Consider the following 23361-nt stretch of genomic DNA (forward strand, 5'->3'; position numbering starts at 1 on the left):
AGTTATGTAACGATTCAAAAAATGGCTTGACCCCACCCTCAAGTTGGGTCTAGATTTTCGAGAAACCGATTACCGGCGTGACGCGGACCACTTGCGCCTTCGCCTCTGCAACGATGGAGAAACGGAAGGGAAGTGCCATGCTGTCCGGAACCTTCGCCGCTCGGGCCTATTCGTTCTTTGACACCCTTCTGTGGATCGCCTGCCTCAATGTGCTGTGGCTGGTGTTCACCCTGCTCGGGCTGGGCGTGGCCGGGGTCGGACCTGCCACTGCCGCGGCGCAGATCCTGGTGCGCAAGCGCGCCCGGGGGGAAGCGGCGCCACTGCTGCGCGGGTTCACGGCGGAGTACTTCCGGAACTTCGGCCGCGCCAACATCCTTGCATTGCCGCTGCTGGCAGTGGCCGTGGCGCTGGCCATGAACTGGAACTTCTTCTCCGGCGGCCGGGACCTCATCTCGCAGCTGATGGCGGCCGGGATCTTTGTGGCAGCCATCTTCCTGGCGGGGGCCGCATGCTACGTGTTCCCCATGTACGCCCGCTACGAACTGCCCCTGCGGCAGTACCTGATGCTCTCGTCCCGCTTTGCCGTGCGGCACCTGGCCGGGACGGTCATCCTCCTGTTCGTCTCGGCGGCGGTGGTGTACGCCAGCACCACCGTTCCCGGGCTCATTCCGTTCTTCAGTGCCGGCGCGTGGCTTTACACCACGGGCTGGCTCTGCGACCGGTTCTTCACCGCCAATGACGAGTCGGTTGCCGCCGACGCCGAGCCGGCCGCTGCAGGTGCCGGGCCGGTGCCCGCCGCCGTCTCCAGCGCTTGACCGGCTGACAGTCGGTGCGGCCCCCGGCCCGGCTGCCGTTCCGGTGGGGTCCACCGGAACGCCTGTCCGGCGAACCAGCCCAACCCCGCGCCTTCGGCGTGCCTGCCTGCAGTAAATGAAACGTATCAACCTCATCTGAACGACCAACGAACCCCGAAGAAGTGGAAAAGGAAAAACCATGATCCGTAGGAAACTCACCCTGGCGGCCGCCGTCGTCACCGTCTCCGCCCTGTCCCTCACCGCCTGCAGCGGCGGCGGCAATGAACCCGCCGCGGACCTCACCAGCGTCTCCATCATGGCCCCGTTCCTTGAGGCCCAGCCGCCCAGCGCTGACGGCGCCGTCCAGAAGAAGCTGGAAGAACTCACCGGCAAGGACATCAACATCAACTGGACGCCCAACTCCTCGTACGAGGACAAGACCAACATCACGCTGGCAGGCTCGGACATCCCGCAGATCATGGTCATCCAGGGCAAGACCCCCGGCTTCGTCAAGAACGCCGAAGCGGGTGCCTTCTGGGACCTGACTGACAAGCTCGACAAGTACCCGAACCTTAAGACCACGTTCCCCGACATCCAGGAGAACGCCAGCATCAACGGCAAGGTCTACGGCGTCTACCGTGGCCGTGCGCCCATGCGCGCTGCGGTGATGTTCCGCCAGGACTGGCTGGACAAGCTGGGACTCCAGCCGCCCAAGACCACCGAGGACCTCTACAAGGTGGCCAAGGCGTTCACCGAGCAGGATCCGGACGGCAACGGCCAGAATGACACGTGGGGCATCACCATCCCCAAGTGGGGCGCCCTGGGCACCAACAGCCCCTACGACCTGATCGAGGAATGGTACGGCGCCGGCAACCGGTGGACCGAGAAGGACGGAAAGCTGATCCCCAGCTTTGAGACGGACGAGTTCCTTGAGGCCAACCGGTTCGTGAAGAAGATGGTGGACGAGAAGCTCATCAACCCGGACTTCGCCACGTTCGACGGCACGAAGTGGAACGAACCGTTCTTCAACGGCAAGGGCGGCATCATTGTGGACGTCGATTCCCGCGTCAGCGTCCTGGTCAACCTCTTCAAGCAGGCCGATCCCAACAACTTCCAGAACAAGGTGGGCTTCGTGGGCAACCTCGAAGGCCCCGACGGCGAACTCCACGCGCACCCCACCGACGGCTACTCCGGCTTCCTGGCCGTCCCCAAGTCCAGCGTCCGCACCGAGGCCGAGCTGGACAAGGTCCTCGAAGTCCTGAACACCCTGAACGGCAAGGAGGTGGCCACCCTCCTGAACAACGGCATCGAGGGGGTCAACTTCACGGTGGAGGACGGCAAGGCCGCCACCATCAAGCCTGAAACCAGCGAGGGCAAGGCAGTCAGCACGGACATCAAGAGTTACGCGCAGCTCGGAATGAACGTGGCCGGCAACAACTTCTACCCCGTAAAGCAGGCCAGCGACTACGAGCAGCAGGTCTTCGACAAGCGCACCGAGGTCATGGCCGAGGACCTCAAGAGCGCTGTGTACAACCCCGCCGCCCCGTATGTCTCCGCCACCTACGTGGCCAAGGGCGCGCAGCTGGACAACATCGTGGCCGACGCCCGGATCAAGTACCTTGCCGGACAGATCGATGAGCAGGGCCTGAAGGACGCCATCAAGCTCTGGGACACCAGCGGCGGCAACAAGGTCAAGGAAGAGATCAACAAGCTCTGGCAGGACAACAAGTAAATGGCAGCCCCCGTCGTCGAGGCTGAGGCCTCGGGGCGGGCGGCCACCCGGCCGCCCGCCCGGGAGCGGAAGAACGCCAAGTTCTCCGTCCATTTCGCGCACTACAAGTGGCTGTACCTGCTGCTGTTGCCGGGCGTGCTGTACTTCGCGGTGTTCCGCTACGGCCCCATGTACGGCGTGTCCATCGCCTTCAAGGACTACGTCCCGTTCCTGGGCGTCAACGGCAGCCGCTGGGTGGGGACCCAGCACTTCGAGGACTTCTTCTCCAACCCGGATTTCCCGCGCCTGCTGGGCAACACCCTGATCCTGGCGTTCCTGAACCTGGGCATCGCCTTCCCGCTGACCATCGTGCTGGCACTGCTGCTGAACGAGGTCCGCCTCTCCGTCCTCAAGCGCACGGTCCAGACCCTGGTGTACATCCCGCACTTCCTGTCCTGGACCATCGTGGCGTCGCTGAGCTTCCTGCTGTTCGCGCTGGATATCGGCCCGATGTTCCAGTTCCTGAACAACGTGATGGGCACCAACATCGACTTCCTGTCCGATCCCGCCTGGTTCCGGCCGCTGATCGTGCTGCAGGAGATCTGGAAGAACACCGGCTGGGGAACCATCATCTTCCTCGCTGCCCTGTCCACCGTGGACCAGGACCAGTACGAGGCCGCGATCATCGACGGCGCCGGACGCTTCCGGCGGGTCTGGCACATCACGCTGCCCGGGATCCGGTCCACCATCATCGTGATGCTGATCCTGGCGATCGGGCAGATGCTCAACACCGGATTCGAACAGATCTACCTGATGACCAACGCCCTCAACCGGGACGTCGCGGATGTTTTTGACACCTACGTGTACTTCGTGGGCATCACCCAGGGCGCCTACTCCTACTCCACTGCGGTGGGCCTGTTCAAATCCCTGGTGGGCCTGGTGCTGATCTTCGGCACCAACTGGCTGGCCAAGCGGTTCAACCAGAGCGGACTGTTCTAATGAAGATCCACAACACCACCGGCGGCCGGGTGTTCGACGCCGCCAACTACGTCTTCCTGTCCCTGGTGGGCATCGTCACCCTGTTGCCGTTCGTCTACGTCTTCGCCGGCTCGTTCGCCACCGAAGCGGAAATCACCCGGCGGGCGTTCTTCGTCTGGCCCGAGCAGTTCAGCCTGGGTTCCTACGAGTACATCTTCTCGACGCCGGCCTTCACCAGGGCGCTCATCACCACCATCCTGGTCACCGCCGTCGGAACGGTTGTCCAGCTGGCGTTCACGGTGACGATGGCCTACCCGCTGGCCAAGAAGACCCTCCGGGGACGCAAGCTCATCCTGTCCCTGGTGGTCTTCGCCATGGTGTTCTCCGGCGGCATGATCCCCACCTTCCTCCTGGTCAAGGACCTGGGCCTGCTCAACTCCTACTGGGCCCTGATCCTCCCGGCGGCGATTAACCCGTTCAGCCTGATCATCATCAAGAACTTCTTCCAGGAGCTTCCCGCGGAGCTGGAGGAATCCGCCAAGATGGACGGCGCCACGGAGATCGGCATCCTTTGGCGGATCCTGCTGCCGCTGTCCAAGCCCGTCCTGGCCACGTTCGCACTGTTCTACGCCGTGGGCATCTGGAACGACTTCATGTCGCCCCTGCTCTACCTCAGCGACAACTCCAAGTGGACCCTGCAGATGTACCTGCGCCAGGTCACCGCGGCCTCGGACCTGCTGGGAACCGGCAACGTTGACCCCAACTACATCCCGCCGGAACAAGGCATCAAATTCGCAGTGATCGTGGTGGCCACCCTGCCCATCCTGATCTTCTACCCCTTCCTGCAGAAGCACTTCGCCAAAGGCATGCTCATCGGCTCCGTCAAGGGCTAGAAACCGCACTCAGAGAAAGAAGACCATGAAGATCCTGCTCGCCGGTGATTCCACCGTCGCCAACTGCCCCACGCACGAGTACCCCATGAGCGGGTGGGGCGCGCAGCTGGCCCCGCACGTCTACCGGCGTGCAGCGGTCCACAACTTCGCCAAGGGTGGGGCCAGTACCGGGTCCTTCCGCGACGAAGGGCTGTGGACGGCGCTGCTGGGAGAGGCCGGCGAAGGCGACCTTGTCCTCATCCAGTTCGGCCACAACGACCAGAAGAAGCAGCACCTCGCAGCGCGCACCGGCTACGCGGCCAACCTGCGCACCATGGTGGGCGAGGTACGTGCCCTGGGCGCGGCTCCGGTGCTGTGCACCTCCGTGGAACGGCGGCACTTCCGGGACGCGCCGTCGTCGTCCGCCGGCATGGGCGACGTGCTGGAGGAAAGCCTGGAGGACTACCCCGAGGTGGTGCGGGAACTGGGGCTGGAACTCGGAGTCCCGGTGATCGACCTCAACGCCTGGACGCGGGACCTGTACGTCCGCCTGGGCCGGGAGCAATCCGTGGCGCTGTTCTGCCACTTCGCGCCGGGGGAGCATGCCTACTGGCCGGACGGGCTGGCGGACAACACGCATTTCTCCCATGAAGGTGCTGCAGTGGTTGCTGAGCACGTGGCAGCCGAGCTTGCGGAGCTTGGGCTCGCAGCCCCGGCTTTTGCAGGTACGACGGCGGAACGCGCCTGAGTGGGCACCGCCATGCGGAGCGCCGGGGTGCTGTACAGCAACGCGCTGGGTGGCCCGGCGGACGTCGCGGACTGGGTGCCGGAAGGGCCGCTGAGTGTTCATGGCCATGAAGGGACGCTGGAGCTGTCCGGCGCACTGGACGACGCGGACTTCGGTGACCACGCCCACTGGACGTTCTGGTGCCCGGAGGAGTTTCCGGACGGGATCCGCATCAGTTGGGAGTTCCGGCCGCTCGAAGAGCCGGGCCTGGCGATGTTGTTCTTCGCTGCGGCCGGCCAGGGCGGGCTGGATCTCTTCAGCCCTGATCTGGCCCCGCGGACCGGGTTCTACCCGCAGTACCATTCGGGGGACATCGATGCCCTGACACGTCTCGTATTTCCGGCACAAGTACGAATCAGAGCGGGCCTTCCGGACGTGCAACCTCCGCAAGAGCGCCGGCTTCGAACTGGTGGCGCAGGGCGCTGACCCGCTGCCGCCCACGGAAGACGCGGTGGATTTCTACCGTCTGGAAGTGGTGAAGGACGGCCCCCAGGTGTCCTTTGCCATCAACGGATTGACCCTGTTCGAGTGGACAGACTCCTCGGGAAGGGTGCTCGGCGGCGGCCGTATCGGGTTCCGGCAGATGGCCCCGCTGCGGGCCGCCTACCGGAACCTGGTGGTGGAGAAGCTGCGCTGAGGCGTCCTACGCCTTGCCGGTGCTCTGCCGGACTACGAGTTCCGGAGTGAACACCACCGCACGGTGCGTGGCGTTCTGGGACTCCACTTCCTCGGTGAGGAGCTCGATGGCGGTCCGGCCCAGCGCCTCGGTGGGCTGCCGGATGGAGGACAGCGGAACCACTGCCGAGACGGCAAAGTCGATGTCGTCATACCCGATCAGCGCCACATCCTCCGGGATGCGGAAGGTGTGGGTCATGGTGAGGGACTGCATGACGCCGAGGGCCAGGAGGTCGTTGGCGCAGAAGATGCCGTCCGGCAGCTGCTCCGGCCCGCGTTCCACCAGCATGTTCCCCACGCTGCGTCCGGCCAGGACGGTCATCCCCTCCGATGTCAGCACTTCCAGTGTTGCGTCGGGCTCCTCCTTGACGGCGCGCTGCGCCCCCTGCAGGCGGTCTGACACCTGGCGGATGGACGTGGGGCCGCCCACGAACGCGAGCCGACGGCGGCCGGTGTCCAGCAGGTGCCGCGCGGCCAGGTACCCGCCGGCGTCGTCATCAACGGAAACTGAACTGAACCTGGACTCGTCCGCGAGGCGGTCCACCAGGACCGTGGGCACGCCGCGCTCGCGGAGGAGGTCCAGCCGCTCGGTGACGTCGCCAACGGGCGAGATCAGGAGGCCCTGGACCCGCTGCTCCTGGAAAAGATCGATGTAATTCGCCTCGCGGCCGGCGTCGTGCCCGCTGTCGCCCAGCAGCACCGCGCTGCCGTGGACGCTGGCGGCATCCTCTGCCGCCCGCACCACCGACGTGAAGAACGGGTTGCCCACGTCAAGGACAATCAGCCCCACGGTGCGGCTGTGGCCGGCGCGGAGCTGGCGGGCCGCGTCGTTGCGGACGAACCCCAGCTCGTCGATGGCTTTCAAGACGCGTTCCTTGGTGCGCTGGGACACCCTGTCCGGGTAATTCAGCACATTGGAGACGGTGCCCACGGCAACGCTGGCGTGGTTGGCAACGTCCTTGATACTGGCGGTGCGGTTCATGATTCTCCGAGCTGCTGGTACGGATGCCCTGACTTCCGCGGCCCAATTGCCGGGGCCGGGTGGAAATGCTTGACACCTACTCAGGTTCAAGAGTACTTTGAATCGTACCAATGAAACGATTCAAATTTCCGCGAGTTCAGGAGAGTTCCAGATGAGGGTGTGCTTCCGGTCCTCGATCCAGCCGGCGCTGATCGACGAGTACAAGCGGCGCCATGCCGCGGTGTGGCCGGAGATGCTTCTTGCCCTGAAGGAAGCGGGCTGGAACAACTACTCCCTGTTCCTGGCGGACGACGGGCTCCTGGTGGGCTACGTCGAGTGCGACGACTTCGACGCCGTGCGTGCCCGCATGGCCCTGACCGAAGTCAACGCGCGATGGCAGGCCGAGATGGCCTCTCTGTTCGATGACACAGAAAACACCGGCCAGGCGCCCGACGAGGGGTTCCAGGTCCTGGAAGAAGTGTTCAACCTTGACGGCCAGCTTGCGGCAGCAGGCTCCACGCCCCAGTAGTTCCACAGTCCTGTAGTTCCACAGTCCAGTAGTTCCATACCCCGGTAACTACAGCGACACCCAGCTCCTGCAGCGGGGCAGTACCCAACAGACCACAGCAGCACAAGACACCGGAAAGAACCACCATCATGAATGACGTAGCAAAGGCGCTGGGCAGGCTCGGAGAGCTTGCCATCGAGGTCCCTTCGTGGGCCTATGGAAATTCAGGCACGCGGTTCAAGGTGTTCGGCACGCCCGGCACGCCGCGAACGGTCCAGGAGAAGCTGGCCGATGCGGCCAAGGTCCATGAGCTGACCGGCCTTGCGCCCACCGTGGCGCTGCACATTCCGTGGGACAAGGTGGACGACTACTCCGCCCTCAAGGAGTACGCCGCCGGCCTGGGCGTGGGCCTGGGCACCATCAACTCCAACACCTTCCAGGATGACGAGTACAAGTTCGGCTCCCTGACGTCCTCCAACGAGGCCGTCCGCCGCCGCGCCATTGAACACCACCTGGACTGCATCGACATCATGCACGCTACGGGCTCACGCGACCTGAAGATCTGGCTGGCGGACGGCACCAACTACCCGGGCCAGGATGATCTCCGCGGCCGCCAGGACCGCCTGGCCGAGTCCCTGCAGGAAATCTACGCCGCCCTGGGTGACGAGCAGCGCCTGGTCCTGGAGTACAAGTTCTTCGAGCCGGCGTTCTATCACACCGATGTTCCGGACTGGGGCACGTCCTACGCCCAGACTCTGGCGCTGGGTGAGAAGGCGTTCGTCTGCCTGGACACCGGCCACCACGCCCCGGGCACCAACATCGAATTCATCGTGATGCAGCTGCTGCGCCTGGGCAAGCTGGGTTCCTTCGACTTCAACTCGCGCTTCTACGCCGACGACGACCTCATTGTGGGTGCCGCCGATCCGTTCCAGCTCTTCCGCATCATGCACGAGGTGATCCGCGGTGGCGGCTTCGGCAAGGAATCCGGTGTGGCGCTGATGCTGGACCAGTGCCACAACCTGGAAGAGAAGATCCCGGGCCAGATCCGGTCCGTGCTGAACGTCCAGGAAATGACGGCCCGCGCCCTGCTGATCGACACCGCGGCCCTCACCGAGGCCCAGCGCGCCGGGGACGTCCTGGCCGCCAACGGCATCTTCAACGACGCCTTCTACACGGACGTCCGCCCCGCCCTGGCCGAGTGGCGTGAATCCCGCGGCCTTCCCGCCGACCCGATGGCCGCCTACAAGGCCAGCGGCTACCAGAAACAGATCAACGAGGACCGCGCAGGCGGCCAGCAAGCCGGATGGGGCGCTTAATTCCTATGAGCAACAAGACTGTTGAAGACCTGGTTTCGCGTTCCAACCGCCTCGGCGCGGACAAGCGGAACACCAACTTTGCCGGCGGCAACACCTCCGCCAAGGGCACCGAGAAGGACCCGGTCACCGGTGAGGACGTCGAACTCCTCTGGGTGAAGGGTTCCGGCGGTGACCTGGGCACGCTGAAGGCTGCGAACCTTGCCGTGCTGCGGCTGGACCGGCTGAACGCCTTGAAGAACGTCTACCCGGGCGTCGAGCGCGAAGACGAAATGGTGGCCGCCTTCGATTACTGCCTGCACGGCAAGGGCGGTGCCGCGCCGTCAATTGACACCGCCATGCATGGCCTGGTGGACGCCGCGCACGTGGACCACCTGCACCCGGACTCCGGCATCGCGATCGCGACGGCGGTGGACGGCGAAGCGCTCACCACCAAGATTTTCGGTGACAAGGTGGTCTGGGTTCCCTGGCGCCGCCCCGGATTCCAGCTGGGCCTGGACATCGCCGCGATCAAGGACGCCAACCCGCAGGCTATCGGCACCATCCTGGGCGGCCACGGCATCACCGCCTGGGGCGCCACCAGCGAAGAGGCCGAGGCCAACTCGCTGTGGATCATCGACCAGGCTGAGCAGTACATCGCCGAGAACGGCGCGGCCGAACCCTTCGGGCCCAAGCTGCCCGGATACGGTGCGCTGCCGGAGGCAGAGCGCCGTGCCAAGGCCGCAGCCTTGGCACCGGTGATCCGCGGCCTGGCCTCCACCGACAAACCGCAGTTGGGGCACTTCAGCGATGACGCCGTCGTCCTCGATTTCCTCGAAGCCGCCGAGCACCCGCGCCTGGGCGCCCTGGGCACCTCCTGCCCGGACCATTTCCTGCGCACCAAGGTCAAGCCGCTGATCCTGGACCTGCCCGCCAACGCTTCGGTCGAGGACTCGGTCTCACGGCTCACAGAACTCCACACGGCATACCGCGAGGACTACCGGGCGTACTACAGCCGCCACGCGGATGCGGACAGCCCGGCGCTGCGCGGCGCGGACCCGGCCATCGTCCTGGTGCCCGGCGTGGGCATGTTCTCCTTCGGCGCCAACAAGCAGACCGCCCGCGTTGCCGGCGAGTTCTACATCAACGCCATCAACGTGATGCGCGGCGCCGAGGCGATTTCCACCTACGCCCCGATTGAGGAATCCGAGAAGTTCCGGATCGAGTACTGGGCACTGGAGGAAGCCAAGCTGGCGCGGCTGCCCAAGCCGAAGTCCCACGCCACCCGCATCGCCCTGGTGACCGGCGCCGCGTCGGGCATCGGCAAGGCCATCGCCACCCGCCTCGCCGCGGAAGGCGCCTGCGTGGTCATCGCCGACCTGAACCTGGAGAACGCCGAAAAGGTGGCCGAAGAGCTCGGCGGCCCGGACGTCGCCATCGGCGTCCAGGCCGACGTTACCGACGAAGCGCAGGTTGCGGCCGCGATCGACGCCGCAGTGCTCGCGTTCGGCGGTGTGGACCTGGTGGTCAACAACGCCGGCCTGTCCATTTCCAAGCCGCTGCTGGAAACCACGGAAAAGGACTGGGACCTGCAGCACAACGTCATGGCCAAGGGCTCCTTCCTGGTGGCCAAGGCCGCCGCGAAGGTCATGATCGCGCAGGGCCTGGGCGGGGACATCATCTACATCTCCTCCAAGAACTCCGTGTTCGCCGGCCCCAACAACATCGCCTACTCCGCCACCAAGGCAGACCAGGCCCACCAGGTCCGCCTGCTCGCCGCCGAACTGGGCGAGCACGGTATCCGCGTCAACGGCATCAACCCCGACGGTGTGGTCCGCGGCTCCGGCATCTTCGCCGGCGGCTGGGGCGCCAAGCGCGCCGCCGTGTACGGCGTGGACGAAGAGAAACTGGGCGAGTACTACGCCCAGCGGACCCTGCTCAAGCGCGAAGTCCTGCCCGAGCACGTGGCCAACGCCGCCGCCGTCCTCACCAGCAACGAACTGTCCCACACCACCGGCCTGCACATCCCCGTGGACGCCGGAGTGGCCGCAGCCTTCCTCCGGTGAGCACGTTGATCAACGATGCCGACGGCGCGGACACGGCCTCTGGCGTGTTCGCAGCCGTCGACATCGGCGCCTCGTCCGGCCGCGTCATGCTCGGCCGTGTTTCACCGGAGTCCGGGGTGGCCCTGGAAACCGTCCACCGCTTCCCCAACGGCGTGGTGGAGATCGACGGCGGCCTCCGCTGGAACTTCGACGCGCTCTTCGCGGAGGTGCTTGCAGGCCTCCGTACTGCCGCGACGGTGGCCGCCGGGCAGGGCGAACGGATCGCCAGCATCGGCATCGACACCTGGGCCGTGGACTACGGCCTGGTGGACGCTGACGGGAACCTCGTGGCCCAGCCGTTCAGCTACCGCGATGACCGCAGCCGGTCCGCCGTGGAGCCTGTCCACCGGAAACTGGACCCGGAGCGGCTGTACGCCACCACCGGCCTGCAGTTCCTGCAATTCAACACGATTTACCAGCTGGCCACCGAGAGGGAACTCGACGGGCTGCAGGCCCTCCTGATCCCGGACCTCATCGCCTTCCTGCTCACGGGCGCCCGCCGGACCGAGGCCACCAACGCCTCCACCACCGGTTTGTTTGACGCCGTGGCGGGGGAGTGGGCCACCGAATTCCTGGCGGCGCTGGGCTTGCGGAAGGACCTGTTCCCGCCGCTGATCCAGCCCGGCGAAGCGTTCGGCACCCTCCTCCCGGCCATTGCCGAGGAGGTGGGCCTGCCCTCCAGCACCCCCGTAGTGGCCGTGGGCTCGCACGATACCGCGTCCGCCGTCGCGGCCGTCCCGGCTGATACGGAGGGCGACGGCGGCGACTTCGCCTACGTCTCCTCCGGCACCTGGTCCCTCGTGGGCCTGGAACTGCAGCACCCGGTCCTCACCGAAGCCAGCCGGGAGGCGAACTTCACCAACGAACGCGGCGTGGACGGCACCATCCGCTACCTGCGCAACATCGGGGGGCTCTGGCTGCTCAGCGAATGCCAGCGCACCTGGGCATCGGAAGGGTTCCAGCCGGACCTGACGGCCCTGCTGGCCGCTGCCGCCGCGCTGCCCGCCGGCGGACCGCAAATCAATGCGGATGATCCGTACTTCATTGCCCCGGACAACATGCCCGAACGCATCCGTGCGGCAGTCCGGCGCACGGGCGAGGTGCTGCCGAACGATCCTGCAGCCATCACCCGGTGCATCATGGACAGCCTCGCTGCCGGATACGCCCGGACCCTGGCCGATGCCGAACGCCTGGCGGACCGCTCCGTGGGCGTGGTGCACGTGGTGGGCGGCGGATCGCAGAATGCCCTCCTCTGCCAGCTCACGGCCGATGCCACCCGGCGCCCGGTCATCGCCGGGCCCGTGGAAGCGACAGCCCTGGGCAATGTGCTCGTGCAGGCCCGGGCGGCAGGCGCCGTGGCAGGCGGCCTGACCGAACTGCGCCGGCTCATCGCCGCCGGAGCCAGCCTGCACCGCTACGAGCCCCTCGACCTCCCCGTTACCGCCTCCCGGAATTGACACTATGAAAATCGCACTATTCGCCACCTGCATCGTGGACGGCATGTATCCGCGGGCTGCCCAGGCCACGGTGGCGGTCCTGGAACGGCTGGGCCACGAGGTGGTCTTCCCCAAGGGGCAGGCCTGCTGCGGGCAGATGCACGTCAACAGCGGCTACTTCAAGGAAGCCCTGCCAGTGGTGGCCAACCACGTCAGGGCCTTCGAATCGGAGGACTACGACGTCGCGGTGGCGCCGTCCGGGTCCTGCGTGGCGTCCGTGAAGCACCAGCACCCCATGGTGGCCCGCCGCGCAGGGGATGCCGGGCTCGAGGAGCGGGCAACCGCCGTCGGGAAGAAAACCTACGAGCTGTCCGAACTGCTGGTGGACGTCCTGGGCGTCACCGACCCTGCCGGACAGTTGGGCTCCTACTTCCCGCACACAGTGACCTACCACCCCTCCTGCCACGGCATGCGCCTGCTCAAGCTCGGCGACCGGCAGGCCGGCCTGCTCCGCGGCGTGGAGGGCCTGGAGCTGCTGGACCTGCCGGAGGCAGACCAGTGCTGCGGGTTCGGCGGCACATTTTCCGTGAAGAACGCCGACGTTTCGTCGGCGATGCTGGCGGACAAGACGGCAAACATCCGCAGCACCGGGGCGTCGGTGTGCGCCGGCGGGGACTACTCCTGCCTGATGCACATCGGCGGCGGCCTCTCCCGGCAGGAGTCCGGTGTGGCCACGCTGCACCTGGCCGAGATCCTCGCCAGCACCGAAGCCGAGCCGGTCGCCGTTCCAGGACCTGCCGGACAAACCGTGAAAGTGGTGGTCAAATAATGTCCCGCACCGCACTGGGAATGCCCGGCCTGCGGCCCGGCTCCGGGAACCTCTTCGCTGAGGAAAAGTTTCCCTCAGCGGCCCGAAGGGAGCTCGGCAACAGCCAGCTCCGCCGCAACCTGAAGCACGCCACCTCCACCATCCGCACCAAGCGCCTCAACGTCACCGGGGAACTGCCCGACTGGGAGGAACTGCGCGACGCCGGCAGTGCCCTGAAGACCTCCGTCATGGCGCGACTGCCCGAACTCCTGGAAGCCTTCGAAGCCAACGTCACCGCCCGCGGCGGCACGGTGCACTGGGCCCGCGACGCCGATGAGGCCAACCGCATCATCCACGAACTTGTCAAAGCCGAGGGCGTGGACGAGGTGGTCAAGGTCAAGTCGATGGCCACCCAGGAAATCGGCATGAACGAATACCTCGAAGAGCACGGCATTGCCGCCTACGAAACGGACCTGGCCGAACTCATCGTCCAGCTGGACCATGACAAGCCCAGCCACATCCTGGTCCCGGCGATCCACAAGAACCGCACCGAGGTCCGCGACATCTTCCTCAAGGAAATGCCCGGCGTCGATCCCCACCTCACGGACGAACCGCGCCGCCTCGCCATGGCCGCCCGGGCCCACCTGCGCGCCAAGTTCCTCACCGCCAAAGTGGCGATCTCCGGGGCGAACTTCGGCATCGCGGACTCCGGGACCCTCAGCGTGGTGGAGTCCGAGGGCAACGGCCGCATGTGCCTCACGCTGCCGGAGACCCTGATTACCGTGATGGGCATCGAGAAACTGCTGCCCACCTTCTCGGACCTTGAGGTGTTCCTGCAGCTCCTTCCGCGCTCCTCCACCGGCGAGCGGATGAACCCCTACACCTCCCTCTGGACCGGCGTCACCGAAGGAGACGGGCCTTCCACGTTCCACGTCATCCTGCTGGACAACGGACGGACCAACGCCCTGGCCGATGAGATGGGCCGCTCGGCCCTGCATTGCATCCGCTGCAGCGCCTGCATCAACGTCTGCCCCGTCTACGAACGCACCGGCGGCCACGCCTACGGCTCAACGTACCCGGGCCCCATCGGCGCCATACTGTCGCCGCTGATGACCGGCGTCGAAGCCGAGGAGAACGGGTCGCTGCCGTACGCGTCCTCGCTCTGCGGGGCCTGCTACGACGCCTGCCCGGTCAAGATCAACATCCCGGACATCCTGGTCCACCTCCGCGGAAAGGACGTGGACGCCCACCGCGGCGGACTCCCGTCCCAACTGGACGTCGGGCTCAAGGCGGCCTCATGGGCGCTGTCCGACGGACGCCGGCTGGGCGCCGTCGAAAAGCTCCTGCCCCTGGGCCGCGCCGCCGCCGGCAAGGACAAGAAAATCAAGAAACTGCCCGGCATCGCCGCCGGCTGGACCCAGAGCCGCGACATCCCCGCGCCCCCGTCCCAGTCCTTCCGCGACTGGTGGGCCAAGGAGCACAAGGAATCATGAGCACCCGCGAACACATCCTCGCTGCCGTCCGCACCGCGCTGCAGGACGCCCCGGCCGTTCCGGACATTCCACGGACCTACCGCCAGGACGGAAACCTCAACGCGGAGGAACGCATCGACGTGCTGGTGGACCGGCTGGAGGACTACAAAGCCGGCGTGACGGTGGTGGACGAAGCCGCTATTCCGGCCACCATCCAGGGCCTGCTCGCCGGCGCGCGCTCCTACGTGGTGCCCGCCGGGCTGGACCCGGCCTGGCTCGCCTGGGAAACGGAACCTTCCAGGGTGAAGTACGACGGCGGCGGGCACGGCGCGCGGTCCGTCACCGAACTCGACGCAACCGACGCCGTCGTGACCTCCAGTGCGGTGACCGTCGCCGAATCCGGGACCATCATCCTGGACGGCAGCCCCGACCAGGGCCGCCGCGCCATCTCGCTGATCCCGGACCACCACATCTGCGTGGTCCACAGCCGCGACATCACCCAGATCCTCCCCGAAGCCCTCCGCCGCCTGGACGGCACCCGCCCGCTCACCATGATCAGCGGCCCCAGCGCCACCTCGGACATCGAACTCGAACGCGTCGAAGGCGTCCACGGGCCACGCCGGCTGGACGTCATCATCACCAAACAGTCCGGGAAGCTTCCCGCGTCATAGGATCTAGCCATGCCCCTCTTTGACCTTCCCCTGGCCCAGCTCCGCGGCTACACCTCCGACGTGACACCGCCCAACGACCTTGCAACGTTTTGGGACACGACCATCGAAGAGGCGCGGGCCTTCCCGCTGGAGGCCGCCTTCGAACCTGTCGAGAACTACCTCACCCTCATCGACACGTTCGACGCCACGTTTGCCGGTTATGGCGGGGCCCCGATCAAAGGCTGGCTGCACCTGCCGGCCAACCGCGAACCGGGTGCACGCCTGCCCGTAGTGGTCCAGTACGCCGGCTACTCCGGTGGCCGCGGCCTGGTTAACCAGGACACCCGGTGGGCCCAGGCGGGCTATGCGCACTTCATCATGGACACGCGGGGACAGGGTTACGGTGGCCTCATCGGCGACACTCCGGACCCGCACCCCTCCGCCGGGGACGTAGCCCACGCGGGCCTGATGACCCGGGGCGCCGGAAGCAGGGAGGACTACTACTACCGGCGTGTCTACGTGGACGCCTTCCGGGCCGTGGAAGCCGCCCAGTCCCATCCCGGCGTCGACCCCACCAAGGTGGTGCTGGCGGGCGTCAGCCAGGGCGGCGGCATTGTGGTGGCCACGGCAGGCCTTGCGGCCGGAAGGCTCGACGGCGTCATCGCCGCGCTGCCCGACGTTCCCTTCCTGCAGGACTTCCCGCGCGCCATCGACATCACACCCCGCGGCCCCTACCCCGAAATCGCCCAGTTCCTTGGCCGCCACCGCGACCGCTATGACTCCATCCTCGAAGTCCTGCGGTATTTCGACGGCGTCAACCTGGCCCGCTGGGCAACGGTGCCGGCGCTCTACTCGGTGGCGCAAATGGATGACGTCTGCCCGCCGTCCACGGTCTTCGCCAGCTTCAACGCCTACGGCGGGGGAGACGCCGGTTCTTCCGGAACCGGAGCGGCCAAGGAGATCGAGGTCTACCGGTTCAACAACCACGAAGGTGGCCAGGAGCACCAGTGGATCAGGCAGCTGGTGTTCCTGCGCAAGATCTTGGGCTGACCTGCCCCCACCCCAACTAGGTAGCAGTAGATGTCGTTTTGGAGCCTCAAAACGACATCTACTGCTACCTAGTTGGGAGGCGATTTGGCGGTTCGGCTGGCGTGAGCCTATGGTCTTCCCATGACTAACCGTTGGTATGCGTATTTTTCGTTGGCTCTGGAGGGGCCCGCGTCTAACTGACACGCATCCAACTTTCCTTCAGAGCCAACAGGGCAGAGATTATTCTCTGCCCTTCGCCGTTTCTCCGGCGGGTTCTGAAATCCGGGCCCGCTTCCCATCTGGAACAGGACCCGAACATGAGCACCGCAACAGCAGCAGCAGCACAATCCACCTCGAACCTGCGCGTCAGCGAATTCACCCCGCTGCCCACCCCTTCCGAACTGATCGCGGACCTGCCCCTCGACGCACAGGCGGCCGCCGTCGTCGAACGCGGCCGCGATGAAGTCCGCGCCATCATGGACGGCGTGGACGACCGCCTGCTGGTGATCGTGGGCCCGTGCTCGATCCACGATCCCAAGGCCGGGCTGGAATACGCCCGCCGGCTGGTCAGCCAGGCTGAAAAGCACAAGGAAGACCTCCTGATCGTCATGCGGACGTACTTCGAGAAGCCGCGCACCACCGTGGGCTGGAAGGGCCTGATCAACGATCCGCGGCTGGACGGCAGCCACGACATGGTCACCGGCCTGCGGACCGCACGCCACTTCCTCCAGCAGGTCACCGCCCTGGGACTGCCCACCGCCACCGAGTTCCTCGAACCGATTAGCCCGCAGTACATGGCCGACCTCATTTCCTGGGGCGCCATCGGGGCCCGCACCACCGAGAGCCAGATCCACCGCCAGTTGGCGTCCGGCCTGTCCATGCCGATCGGCTTCAAGAACGGGACCGACGGCGGCCTGCAGGTTGCCATCGACGCCTGCGGTGCCGCTGCGGCAGCCCAGGCGTTCCTGGGGATCGACGGTGATGGCCGGGCCGCGCTGGTGACCACCGCAGGCAACCCGGACACGCACGTCATCCTCCGCGGCGGACGGAAGGGCCCCAACTACTCGACGGCAGACGTCGAAGCCGCCTCCACCACCCTGGCAGGCAAGGGACTGAACCCGCGCCTGATCGTGGACGCCAGCCACGCCAACAGCGGCAAGAGCCACCACCGGCAGGCGGAGGTTGCCCTGGAAATCGGTGCGCAGCTCGAAGAGGGTGGCCCCGCCGCACAGGCGATCGCCGGCGTCATGCTCGAAAGCTTCCTGGTGGGAGGCGCCCAGGACCTGGATGTCGTGGAGCACGCTGCGGGCCGGGATGAGCTGGTCTACGGGCAGAGCGTCACCGATGCGTGCATGGAGTGGGACGTCTCGGCGTCGGTGCTGGAGCAGCTGGCCGCCTCAGCCCGCAAGCGCAGGGGCTGACGGGGTCAACGGGAGGGGTGGGGCGCCGGGTAAATAGGGGGACCCCACTACTTTCACTTCTGCCACAGGAACATCTAGAGTATCTGGATAGGTGGTTGGTGGATGGCTCAGCATCGGAACACCGCATTTGGTACGACCCGGGGGTCCACTGTGTCCATCCGTCAGCAAAGGAAAATAGGGAAATGTCCGCAGAACAGAACTTCTCGAACGCGAAGTTCCTGACCGTGGCAGAAGTTGCCCAGGTCATGCGCGTCTCCAAAATGACCGTCTACCGCCTGGTCCACTCCGGTGAAATGCCAGCAGTCCGCTTTGGCCGCTCCTACCGCGTGCCCGAGACTGCGGTGGACCAGTACCTCAGGGGCGCCGTGGTGGACGGGCACGCAGGCACCGCCTGAGCCGGGTGCGCCGTAAATCCGGTACTTGTGCCGGTTGTCCGCGGCGGCGGTTAGATGCCGCCCCCCGGAAGCGGTACGCTGTTAAGGAACGTTTTACGTCATTGTAAGAATCTGTCAGTTGTTCAGTTCGTAGCTTTGTCCGCGGACCATTTCCATCAGACAGGTACTGCATCTAGTTTGTAAGGAACTTTCGTGGGTTCAGTTATCAAGAAGCGTCGCAAGCGTATGGCCAAGAAGAAGCACCGCAAGCTGCTTCGCAAGACCCGTCACCAGCGCCGCAATAAGAAGTAGAGATACTTCGAAAAGCGTGGAAATGCCCGCCGCCTTCCAAGGTGGCGGGCATTTCTTTTGCCCTCAGAAGCGCCGGGTTAGGCCCGGGGGCCGCGGATCCTCGCGAAGCCCTTCCAGAGGCCGTACACGGCGCCGCCCATGGTTGCGGCCTTGAGGCCGAACGTCGCAGCCCGGCGGCCGGCGCGGAAGTCGTACACCGGCCAGTTGTTGTCGCGCGCGTGGCGGCGCAGCTTGGCGTCCGGATTGATGGCCACCGGATGGCCCACCAGGGACAGCAGCGGGATGTCGTTGTAGGAGTCGCTGTAGGCCCAGCAGCGCTTAAGGTCCAGGTCCTCCTGGTCAGCGATGCCCTGCACCGCCACCGCTTTGGCAGAGCCATGCAGAATGTCTCCCACCAGCCTGCCGGTGTACATTCCGTCCGAGACCTCGCCCACCGTTCCCAGCGCCCCGGTCAGGCCCAGCCGGGTGGAGATGACTGTCGCAACTTCAATGGGGGTGGCGGTGACCAGCCAGACGCGGCGGCCCACCCTGAGGTGCTGTTCGGCCAGTGCCTTGGCACCGGGCCAGATCCGCGAGGCGATCATCTCGTCGTAGACCTCTTCGCCCAGCGCCTTGATGTCCTCCACTGCGATGCCGGCAGCGAGGGTGAGCGCTGAATCACGGACAGCGTGGACGTCGTCGATGTTCTCGCCGCGGGCCACGAACTTGAACTGCTTCCAGGCGAAACCGGCTGCCTCCGCCAGCGTGAATGCCCCCCGCTGGTGCATCTTCCGGGCCACGTGGAACAGGCTGGCGCCGCGCATGAGGGTGTTGTCCACATCGAAAAACGCCGCCTCGCCCGGCTGCGGCGCAGCGACCGGCCGGGTCACAACGGCGACGTATTTCTCCTCGGGCATGGACTTGAGTCTAGTCAATTCACCGGGCGGCCGCGGCCGGCATGCCGGGCGGGGTGTAGGCGTGCTTCAACGGCGCTACCGTTAAAGCATGCCCACACCCCATGTTGTACTGGTCACCAAAGCGAACTGCCACCTGTGCGAAGACGCGCGCGACGCCGTCGGCCGGGTCACTGCCGCCCTGGGCCTTAAGTGGAGCGAAGAGTTGGTGGACAACCAACCGGAACTGCGCGAACGCTATGCGGAGGAAATCCCCGTGGTCCTCGTGGACGGTGTGCAGCGCGACTTCTGGAAGATCGACGAAGCCCGGCTGGAACGCGTCCTGCAACGGGCCATGGCGCAGTAGGGGCGCGGTCCGACGTGACGGTACCTGCTTTGTTGGCACCGGCGATGGGGCTCTAGAGTGGAGGCACAACGCGATGCAAGGGAGGGCTGGTGACTTCGCTGGACTCAACTCCCCAGGCCGTCCCGGACCTGCCGGACGCCACGGGTACGCCGGCCAAGCAGATTCCGCCCGCAGCGGTGGCACGGCTGACGATCTACCTCCGCGCCCTCAACACCCTCCTGGCCGACGGCATCGAGCGGGTGTCCTCCGAATCACTGGCCGAAGCCTCCGGCGTGAGTTCCTCCACGCTCCGCAAGGACCTTTCGCATGTAGGTTCCTACGGCACCCGCGGGGTGGGTTACGAAGTCCAGTACCTGAGCCGCCATATCGCTGCCGCACTGGGCCTGACGCACGACTGGAAGGTCGCCATTGTGGGCGCCGGCAACCTGGGCAAGGCCCTGGCCCGGTATGGCGGGTTCGAGTCCAGGGGATTCGACGTAGTGGCCATCTTCGACGCCGACCAGATGGTGGTGGGAAACGAAGTGGGGTGGCTGCGGGTCAGCGATGTCGCGGACCTGGAAGCGGTGTTGCACCGGACCGGGGCCAACATGGTGGTGCTGGCTTTGCCGGCATCCGTAGCCCAGGGGGTCTGCGACCGGGTAGTGGCGGCCGGCGTGCGGAGCGTCCTGAGCTTCGCCCCTGTGATGCTGCAGGTCCCCGAGGGCGTCAACCTGCGCAAGGTGGACATGGCCACCGAGCTTCAGATCCTTGCCTACCACGCACAACGGGCGCAGGCCCCGGAGCAGACTGCCTGAAAACCGGCAGGTCCGGAACCCGCGCCCGCGGGAGTGGAGCTAAGGGTCAGCGGCCGTACGGGCTGCCGAAACCGCCACCGTAAGGGTTGGCGAAGGGCTGCTGCTTCCGGAAGTACGGCGCAGCGGCCGGCAGGTACAGCAGCACGATGGCCGCGATGCCCAGGACGGTGCCGAGCGTACCGAAGGTGGGGATACCGAACAGCCCGAAGACCGACAGGCCCGCGAAGACCGTTCCCAGGATGCGTGCCCAGTTCTTGCCCTTGCGGACAAAGAAGGCCACCAGGAAGTACAGGCCGGCGCCCAGGATGGCGAATACCACCAGGGTTCCGCCAATGAAGCCCTGGACGTCGTCGTATGTCACGCCGGTGGCGCCGCTCGACTCCATCTGGTCCTCGAATGTCTGGCGGAACACGGGGTCGTTCAACTGGCCGAGGCCCGTCAGCATGGAAATCACGAAAATGGCTGCGGCCGCGAGCAGGAGCCAGAAGGAAATGTTGACCAGCTGTGGAACCCCGTTGCTGCCGGCCGGCTGGGGCTGCTCAGACGGGTAGGGGGACTGGCCGTACGGCGACTGGCCGAACTGCTGACCGTTACCTGGAGCGTTCTGGCCGAACTGCTGGCCATAGCCCTGGCCGTACTGCTGGCCCTGCTGGGGTGCGTTCTGCCCGTACTGCGGGGCAGCCGGCGGCTGCGAACCGAACTGCTGGCCCTGCTGCGGCGCGTTTTGCCCGTACTGCGGAGCGTTCTGGCCGTACTGCGGCTGGTCCTGGCCCTGCTGCGGCGCGTTCTGCCCGTACTGGGGTGCGTTCTGGCCATACTGCGGGGCGTTTTCGCCAAAGCGCGGCGGCTGGTTGCCGGCATCGCCGTTGGTGTTCGAGTTGCCGGTGTTTGAACTGCCGGAGTGGGGATCGTTGGATCCCGGCGGCGGGACAGGGGGAGTGCTCATGAGCGGTCCTCTATTCATGTCGGGTTACAGGTGGGTTGCCGAGGATCGGTCCAGTGCCCCTACCCCCAGCATGACTTAAGACCACCGTACCCCCGGCCGCCGCCCTTGGGGATCATTCGGAAGAGGTATTCCGGCGCGGACTTCCGCGGAACCAGGCCTGCGCCTTCGGCAACCACATCAGGACGGTTGCAGCCAGCGCCACCACGAACGCCACCCAGTTCCCGGCCTGGCCGGTGCCGGCGGAGCCATTCACCACGGCGAGGCCAAGGGTGATGGCCGCCAGCACAGTGAGGGCCACCCGCGCCCAGGACCGCCCTGCCTTCATCTTGAGCGCGAAGACCATCTGGGCCGCCCCCACCGCGGCGGCCAGCAGCATCAGCACCACCACGCCCATGGCAGCCGCCGGTGCCGCGGCGAACAGGACCAGCGAAGCCAGCATTCCCAGCAGGCCTCCCAGCAGGGACAGGACTCCGCCCACAAACCAGATCCAGAAGGAGACCTTCAGTTCAAGGGGCAGCCCGGCGAGGGAAAACATCGCGGCAGCCCCGCTGCGGGGAGCGCTGGGGGAGTTGCTCATGGCGTTCACTGTAGCGCCGTCGTCGTGCCTGGCCGGGCCTCACGCTCCCGTGCCGCAGGGCTGGGCCGGGAACTGCGCAAGGGGTCCTGCTTAAACGGGAAACCCCGGCCCGCCCTGAGGGCGGCGCCGGGGTTTCGCCCGAAGGATTCGCTGCTTACGCGGCGGGGGCGATGAACGCGAGTTCCAGGTTGATGGCAACCTTGTCGCTGACCAGCACGCCGCCGGTCTCCAGGACGGCGTTCCAGGTCAGGCCGAAGTCCTTGCGGCTGATGGTGGTCTCTGCGGAGACGCCGGCGCGGGTGTTGCCGAAGGGATCAACCGCCACGCCGTTGAACTCGGTTTCGAGGGTCACGGGGCGGGTGACACCCTTGATGGTGAGGTCGCCGGTCAGTTCGTAGCTGTTGCCCTTGGCCACCAGGCCGTTGGACACGAAGGACATTTCCGGGAACTTCTCCACGTCGAAGAAGTCCTCGCCCTTGACGTGGCCGTCGCGGTTGGCGTCGCCGGAGTCGAAGCTGGCGGTGTTGATGGTGGCGGCGATCTTGGACTGGGCTACGTCCTCGGCGAGCTCGAGCGTGGCGTTGGCGTCGGTGAACTGCCCGCGCACCTTGCTGATGCCGGCGTGCCGGACAGTGAAGCCGATCTCGCTGTGGGAGTTGTCGAGGGTCCAGGTGCCGGTGGTGACGTCTGCGGGAAGTGCCATGGTGTTGCTCCTAGTGTCTGCGTGCCTGCGGGATTCTGCTGTTGAAGCTTCATCGGTTGAAGTCTCAACTAACTTGCTGCATCCAGTATAAACATGCATTTGCATCTTTTGTTCCCGTCAGCGGAACATTTCTTCAAAAACTTCAGTTCTACTCTTTGTAGAAGATTTCGGATCGCAGGCCATCTTTGAGAAACTGGTAAACATGCCCCAAGCCACTGTCCATCTGCTCCGCCACGGCGAGGTCCATAATCCCGACGGCGTTCTGTACGGACGGCTGCCCGAATTCCACCTCTCCGAACTGGGGCGGGAGATGGCCCGCATGCTTGCCGGGCACTTCCGGGAACAGGCAGAAGCCGGCGCCAGGATCACCTATCTTGCTGCCTCTCCGCTGGACCGGGCCCAGGAAACGGCAGCCCCCACGGCAGAAGCATTGCGCCTGCAGATCCACACCGACGCACGCATCATCGAAGCCGAAAACTACTTCGAGGGCATGAAGGTCACCAAGGCCGAACTGCGCCGGCCGAAGCACTGGCCGCGGCTGGTCAACCCGCTGCGGCCCTCCTGGGGCGAGCCGTACAAGCAGCAGGCATCCCGCGTCATGGCGGCGGTCCAGGAAGCACGCCTGCGCGCCATCGATTTCGCCGGCGGTGACTACGGCACCAACGGCCCCGAAGCCATCATGGTCAGCCACCAGCTCCCCATCTGGGCCACCCGCCTCAGCGCGGAGGGCAAACCACTCTGGCATGACCCGCGGAAACGCGAATGCACCCTCACCTCCATTACGTCCCTGGTGTTCGACGACGACGGCAGCCTCCTGCGCGTCCAGTACAGCGAACCGGCGGCGTCCCTTCTTCCCGGTGCCGCCAGCACCCCTGGAGCCTAAGCAGTGACCCACAACAACCTGACCCCGCGCCGGA

25 protein-coding genes and 1 pseudogene are annotated in these 23361 nt (G+C 66.0%); 21 read left to right on the plus strand and 5 right to left on the minus strand.

What is annotated here, in order from left to right; all coding sequences use genetic code 11:
- Positions 1 to 137 precede the first annotated feature (137 nt).
- The 7 genes and pseudogenes from QE394_RS13565 to QE394_RS13595 form a co-directional block, all read left to right on the plus strand.
- Entirely contained in the window at positions 138 to 815 is a 678-nt protein-coding gene (locus tag QE394_RS13565; protein WP_349034780.1) for a DUF624 domain-containing protein, read from the plus strand.
- A 178-nt stretch (positions 816 to 993) separates the two neighbouring features.
- Entirely contained in the window at positions 994 to 2526 is a 1533-nt protein-coding gene (locus QE394_RS13570; RefSeq protein ID WP_261620984.1) for an extracellular solute-binding protein, read from the plus strand.
- Positions 2527 to 3504 (plus strand): ABC transporter permease subunit, encoded by a 978-nt coding sequence (locus tag QE394_RS13575; protein WP_056076307.1) that lies wholly within the window; start codon positions 2527 to 2529, stop codon positions 3502 to 3504.
- Positions 3504 to 4376, plus strand: a complete 873-nt coding sequence (locus QE394_RS13580; RefSeq protein WP_015938269.1) for a carbohydrate ABC transporter permease — start codon at positions 3504 to 3506, stop codon at positions 4374 to 4376. Before QE394_RS13575 ends, QE394_RS13580 begins: the two co-directional genes overlap by 1 nt.
- A 25-nt stretch (positions 4377 to 4401) precedes the next feature.
- Positions 4402 to 5103 (plus strand): rhamnogalacturonan acetylesterase, encoded by a 702-nt coding sequence (locus tag QE394_RS13585; protein ID WP_349034781.1) that lies wholly within the window; start codon positions 4402 to 4404, stop codon positions 5101 to 5103.
- Between the two features lie 12 nt (positions 5104 to 5115).
- Complete coding sequence (locus QE394_RS13590) at positions 5116 to 5568, plus strand: DUF1961 family protein (protein ID WP_349035409.1); 453 nt, start codon at positions 5116 to 5118, stop codon at positions 5566 to 5568.
- Positions 5528 to 5779, plus strand: a pseudogene (locus QE394_RS13595) (DUF1961 family protein); the annotation flags it as partial. The gene QE394_RS13590 and the pseudogene QE394_RS13595, both read left to right, overlap by 41 nt.
- 6 nt (positions 5780 to 5785) lie before the next feature.
- Here QE394_RS13595 and QE394_RS13600 read toward each other — a convergent pair.
- Positions 5786 to 6799 carry a LacI family DNA-binding transcriptional regulator gene (locus QE394_RS13600; protein WP_349034782.1) on the minus strand — a complete coding sequence of 338 codons (1014 nt, stop codon included), beginning with the start codon at positions 6797 to 6799 and terminating at the stop codon, positions 5786 to 5788.
- 151 nt (positions 6800 to 6950) lie between these two features.
- Here QE394_RS13600 and QE394_RS13605 point away from each other — a divergent pair, with 151 nt between their 5' ends.
- The 11 genes from QE394_RS13605 to QE394_RS13655 all read left to right on the plus strand — a co-directional run bounded on the left by QE394_RS13605 (position 6951) and on the right by QE394_RS13655 (position 18185).
- Positions 6951 to 7307, plus strand: a complete 357-nt coding sequence (locus tag QE394_RS13605; protein ID WP_261620980.1) for an L-rhamnose mutarotase — start codon at positions 6951 to 6953, stop codon at positions 7305 to 7307.
- Between the two features lie 128 nt (positions 7308 to 7435).
- Positions 7436 to 8602, plus strand: coding sequence for an L-rhamnose isomerase (gene rhaI, locus QE394_RS13610; protein ID WP_349034783.1), 1167 nt, complete (start codon positions 7436 to 7438; stop codon positions 8600 to 8602).
- Positions 8603 to 8607: 5 nt separating this feature from the next.
- The gene (locus QE394_RS13615) at positions 8608 to 10644 is read left to right on the plus strand and encodes a bifunctional aldolase/short-chain dehydrogenase (protein WP_349034784.1); all 2037 of its coding nucleotides are present in this window, start codon (positions 8608 to 8610) and stop codon (positions 10642 to 10644) included.
- Positions 10641 to 12140 carry a rhamnulokinase family protein gene (locus QE394_RS13620; RefSeq protein ID WP_349034785.1) on the plus strand — a complete coding sequence of 500 codons (1500 nt, stop codon included), beginning with the start codon at positions 10641 to 10643 and terminating at the stop codon, positions 12138 to 12140. The genes QE394_RS13615 and QE394_RS13620 overlap by 4 nt, the downstream gene beginning before the upstream one ends.
- Positions 12141 to 12144: 4 nt before the next feature.
- Positions 12145 to 12948, plus strand: a complete 804-nt coding sequence (locus QE394_RS13625; RefSeq protein WP_349034786.1) for a (Fe-S)-binding protein — start codon at positions 12145 to 12147, stop codon at positions 12946 to 12948.
- A complete protein-coding gene (locus QE394_RS13630) occupies positions 12948 to 14420 on the plus strand; it encodes a LutB/LldF family L-lactate oxidation iron-sulfur protein (protein WP_056076280.1) in 1473 nt (490 codons plus the stop codon). Before QE394_RS13625 ends, QE394_RS13630 begins: the two co-directional genes overlap by 1 nt.
- Positions 14417 to 15070: an LUD domain-containing protein gene (locus tag QE394_RS13635; RefSeq protein WP_082497297.1), complete on the plus strand. Its 654-nt coding sequence runs from the start codon at positions 14417 to 14419 to the stop codon at positions 15068 to 15070. The genes QE394_RS13630 and QE394_RS13635 overlap by 4 nt, the downstream gene beginning before the upstream one ends.
- Positions 15071 to 15079: 9 nt before the next feature.
- The gene (locus tag QE394_RS13640) at positions 15080 to 16099 is read left to right on the plus strand and encodes an acetylxylan esterase (protein WP_261620976.1); all 1020 of its coding nucleotides are present in this window, start codon (positions 15080 to 15082) and stop codon (positions 16097 to 16099) included.
- Between the two features lie 296 nt (positions 16100 to 16395).
- Positions 16396 to 17499 (plus strand): 3-deoxy-7-phosphoheptulonate synthase, encoded by a 1104-nt coding sequence (locus QE394_RS13645; RefSeq protein WP_349034787.1) that lies wholly within the window; start codon positions 16396 to 16398, stop codon positions 17497 to 17499.
- 182 nt (positions 17500 to 17681) lie between these two features.
- Positions 17682 to 17894, plus strand: a complete 213-nt coding sequence (locus tag QE394_RS13650; protein ID WP_056076272.1) for a helix-turn-helix domain-containing protein — start codon at positions 17682 to 17684, stop codon at positions 17892 to 17894.
- Positions 17895 to 18086: 192 nt separating this feature from the next.
- A complete protein-coding gene (locus QE394_RS13655; RefSeq protein WP_003792170.1) occupies positions 18087 to 18185 on the plus strand; it encodes an AURKAIP1/COX24 domain-containing protein in 99 nt (32 codons plus the stop codon).
- Between the two features lie 77 nt (positions 18186 to 18262).
- Here the strand turns inward: QE394_RS13655 and QE394_RS13660 are convergent, their stop codons facing one another.
- Positions 18263 to 19081, minus strand: coding sequence for an HAD-IB family hydrolase (locus tag QE394_RS13660; RefSeq protein ID WP_349034788.1), 819 nt, complete (start codon positions 19079 to 19081; stop codon positions 18263 to 18265).
- Positions 19082 to 19169: 88 nt separating this feature from the next.
- Between QE394_RS13660 and QE394_RS13665 the strand changes: the two genes are divergently transcribed.
- Entirely contained in the window at positions 19170 to 19424 is a 255-nt protein-coding gene (locus tag QE394_RS13665) for a glutaredoxin family protein (RefSeq protein ID WP_056076266.1), read from the plus strand.
- A gap of 89 nt (positions 19425 to 19513) precedes the next feature.
- Complete coding sequence (locus tag QE394_RS13670; protein ID WP_056076263.1) at positions 19514 to 20218, plus strand: redox-sensing transcriptional repressor Rex; 705 nt, start codon at positions 19514 to 19516, stop codon at positions 20216 to 20218.
- A gap of 46 nt (positions 20219 to 20264) precedes the next feature.
- On the opposite strand, the gene QE394_RS13675 is transcribed toward QE394_RS13670, so the two are convergent.
- The 3 genes from QE394_RS13675 to QE394_RS13685 all read right to left on the minus strand — a co-directional run bounded on the left by QE394_RS13675 (position 20265) and on the right by QE394_RS13685 (position 22444).
- A complete protein-coding gene (locus QE394_RS13675) occupies positions 20265 to 21164 on the minus strand; it encodes a hypothetical protein (RefSeq protein WP_261620223.1) in 900 nt (299 codons plus the stop codon).
- Between the two features lie 112 nt (positions 21165 to 21276).
- Entirely contained in the window at positions 21277 to 21741 is a 465-nt protein-coding gene (locus QE394_RS13680) for a hypothetical protein (protein ID WP_261620222.1), read from the minus strand.
- Between the two features lie 154 nt (positions 21742 to 21895).
- Positions 21896 to 22444, minus strand: a complete 549-nt coding sequence (locus tag QE394_RS13685) for a YceI family protein (RefSeq protein WP_056076251.1) — start codon at positions 22442 to 22444, stop codon at positions 21896 to 21898.
- Positions 22445 to 22646: 202 nt separating this feature from the next.
- Between QE394_RS13685 and QE394_RS13690 the strand changes: the two genes are divergently transcribed.
- Entirely contained in the window at positions 22647 to 23327 is a 681-nt protein-coding gene (locus tag QE394_RS13690) for a histidine phosphatase family protein (RefSeq protein ID WP_261620221.1), read from the plus strand.
- Positions 23328 to 23361: the final 34 nt, after the last annotated feature.

It is taken from the genome of Pseudarthrobacter sp. SORGH_AS 212 (assembly GCF_030818145.1).
Lineage (GTDB): Bacteria > Actinomycetota > Actinomycetes > Actinomycetales > Micrococcaceae > Arthrobacter.

What these genes read in the sequence shown, in the direction of transcription:
- QE394_RS13565 (WP_349034780.1), top strand. Translation starts at nt 138, where the DNA reads ATGCTGTCCGGAACCTTCGCCGCTCGGGCCTATTCGTTCTTTGACACC.
- QE394_RS13570 (WP_261620984.1), top strand. Translation starts at nt 994, where the DNA reads ATGATCCGTAGGAAACTCACCCTGGCGGCCGCCGTCGTCACCGTCTCC.
- QE394_RS13575 (WP_056076307.1), top strand. Translation starts at nt 2,527, where the DNA reads ATGGCAGCCCCCGTCGTCGAGGCTGAGGCCTCGGGGCGGGCGGCCACC.
- QE394_RS13580 (WP_015938269.1), top strand. Translation starts at nt 3,504, where the DNA reads ATGAAGATCCACAACACCACCGGCGGCCGGGTGTTCGACGCCGCCAAC.
- QE394_RS13585 (WP_349034781.1), top strand. Translation starts at nt 4,402, where the DNA reads ATGAAGATCCTGCTCGCCGGTGATTCCACCGTCGCCAACTGCCCCACG.
- QE394_RS13590 (WP_349035409.1), top strand. Translation starts at nt 5,116, where the DNA reads ATGCGGAGCGCCGGGGTGCTGTACAGCAACGCGCTGGGTGGCCCGGCG.
- QE394_RS13600 (WP_349034782.1), bottom strand. Translation starts at nt 6,799, where the DNA reads ATGAACCGCACCGCCAGTATCAAGGACGTTGCCAACCACGCCAGCGTT.
- QE394_RS13605 (WP_261620980.1), top strand. Translation starts at nt 6,951, where the DNA reads ATGAGGGTGTGCTTCCGGTCCTCGATCCAGCCGGCGCTGATCGACGAG.
- rhaI (WP_349034783.1), top strand. Translation starts at nt 7,436, where the DNA reads ATGAATGACGTAGCAAAGGCGCTGGGCAGGCTCGGAGAGCTTGCCATC.
- QE394_RS13615 (WP_349034784.1), top strand. Translation starts at nt 8,608, where the DNA reads ATGAGCAACAAGACTGTTGAAGACCTGGTTTCGCGTTCCAACCGCCTC.
- QE394_RS13625 (WP_349034786.1), top strand. Translation starts at nt 12,145, where the DNA reads ATGAAAATCGCACTATTCGCCACCTGCATCGTGGACGGCATGTATCCG.
- QE394_RS13630 (WP_056076280.1), top strand. Translation starts at nt 12,948, where the DNA reads ATGTCCCGCACCGCACTGGGAATGCCCGGCCTGCGGCCCGGCTCCGGG.
- QE394_RS13635 (WP_082497297.1), top strand. Translation starts at nt 14,417, where the DNA reads ATGAGCACCCGCGAACACATCCTCGCTGCCGTCCGCACCGCGCTGCAG.
- QE394_RS13640 (WP_261620976.1), top strand. Translation starts at nt 15,080, where the DNA reads ATGCCCCTCTTTGACCTTCCCCTGGCCCAGCTCCGCGGCTACACCTCC.
- QE394_RS13645 (WP_349034787.1), top strand. Translation starts at nt 16,396, where the DNA reads ATGAGCACCGCAACAGCAGCAGCAGCACAATCCACCTCGAACCTGCGC.
- QE394_RS13650 (WP_056076272.1), top strand. Translation starts at nt 17,682, where the DNA reads ATGTCCGCAGAACAGAACTTCTCGAACGCGAAGTTCCTGACCGTGGCA.
- QE394_RS13660 (WP_349034788.1), bottom strand. Translation starts at nt 19,081, where the DNA reads ATGCCCGAGGAGAAATACGTCGCCGTTGTGACCCGGCCGGTCGCTGCG.
- QE394_RS13665 (WP_056076266.1), top strand. Translation starts at nt 19,170, where the DNA reads ATGCCCACACCCCATGTTGTACTGGTCACCAAAGCGAACTGCCACCTG.
- QE394_RS13675 (WP_261620223.1), bottom strand. Translation starts at nt 21,164, where the DNA reads ATGAGCACTCCCCCTGTCCCGCCGCCGGGATCCAACGATCCCCACTCC.
- QE394_RS13680 (WP_261620222.1), bottom strand. Translation starts at nt 21,741, where the DNA reads ATGAGCAACTCCCCCAGCGCTCCCCGCAGCGGGGCTGCCGCGATGTTT.
- QE394_RS13685 (WP_056076251.1), bottom strand. Translation starts at nt 22,444, where the DNA reads ATGGCACTTCCCGCAGACGTCACCACCGGCACCTGGACCCTCGACAAC.
- QE394_RS13690 (WP_261620221.1), top strand. Translation starts at nt 22,647, where the DNA reads ATGCCCCAAGCCACTGTCCATCTGCTCCGCCACGGCGAGGTCCATAAT.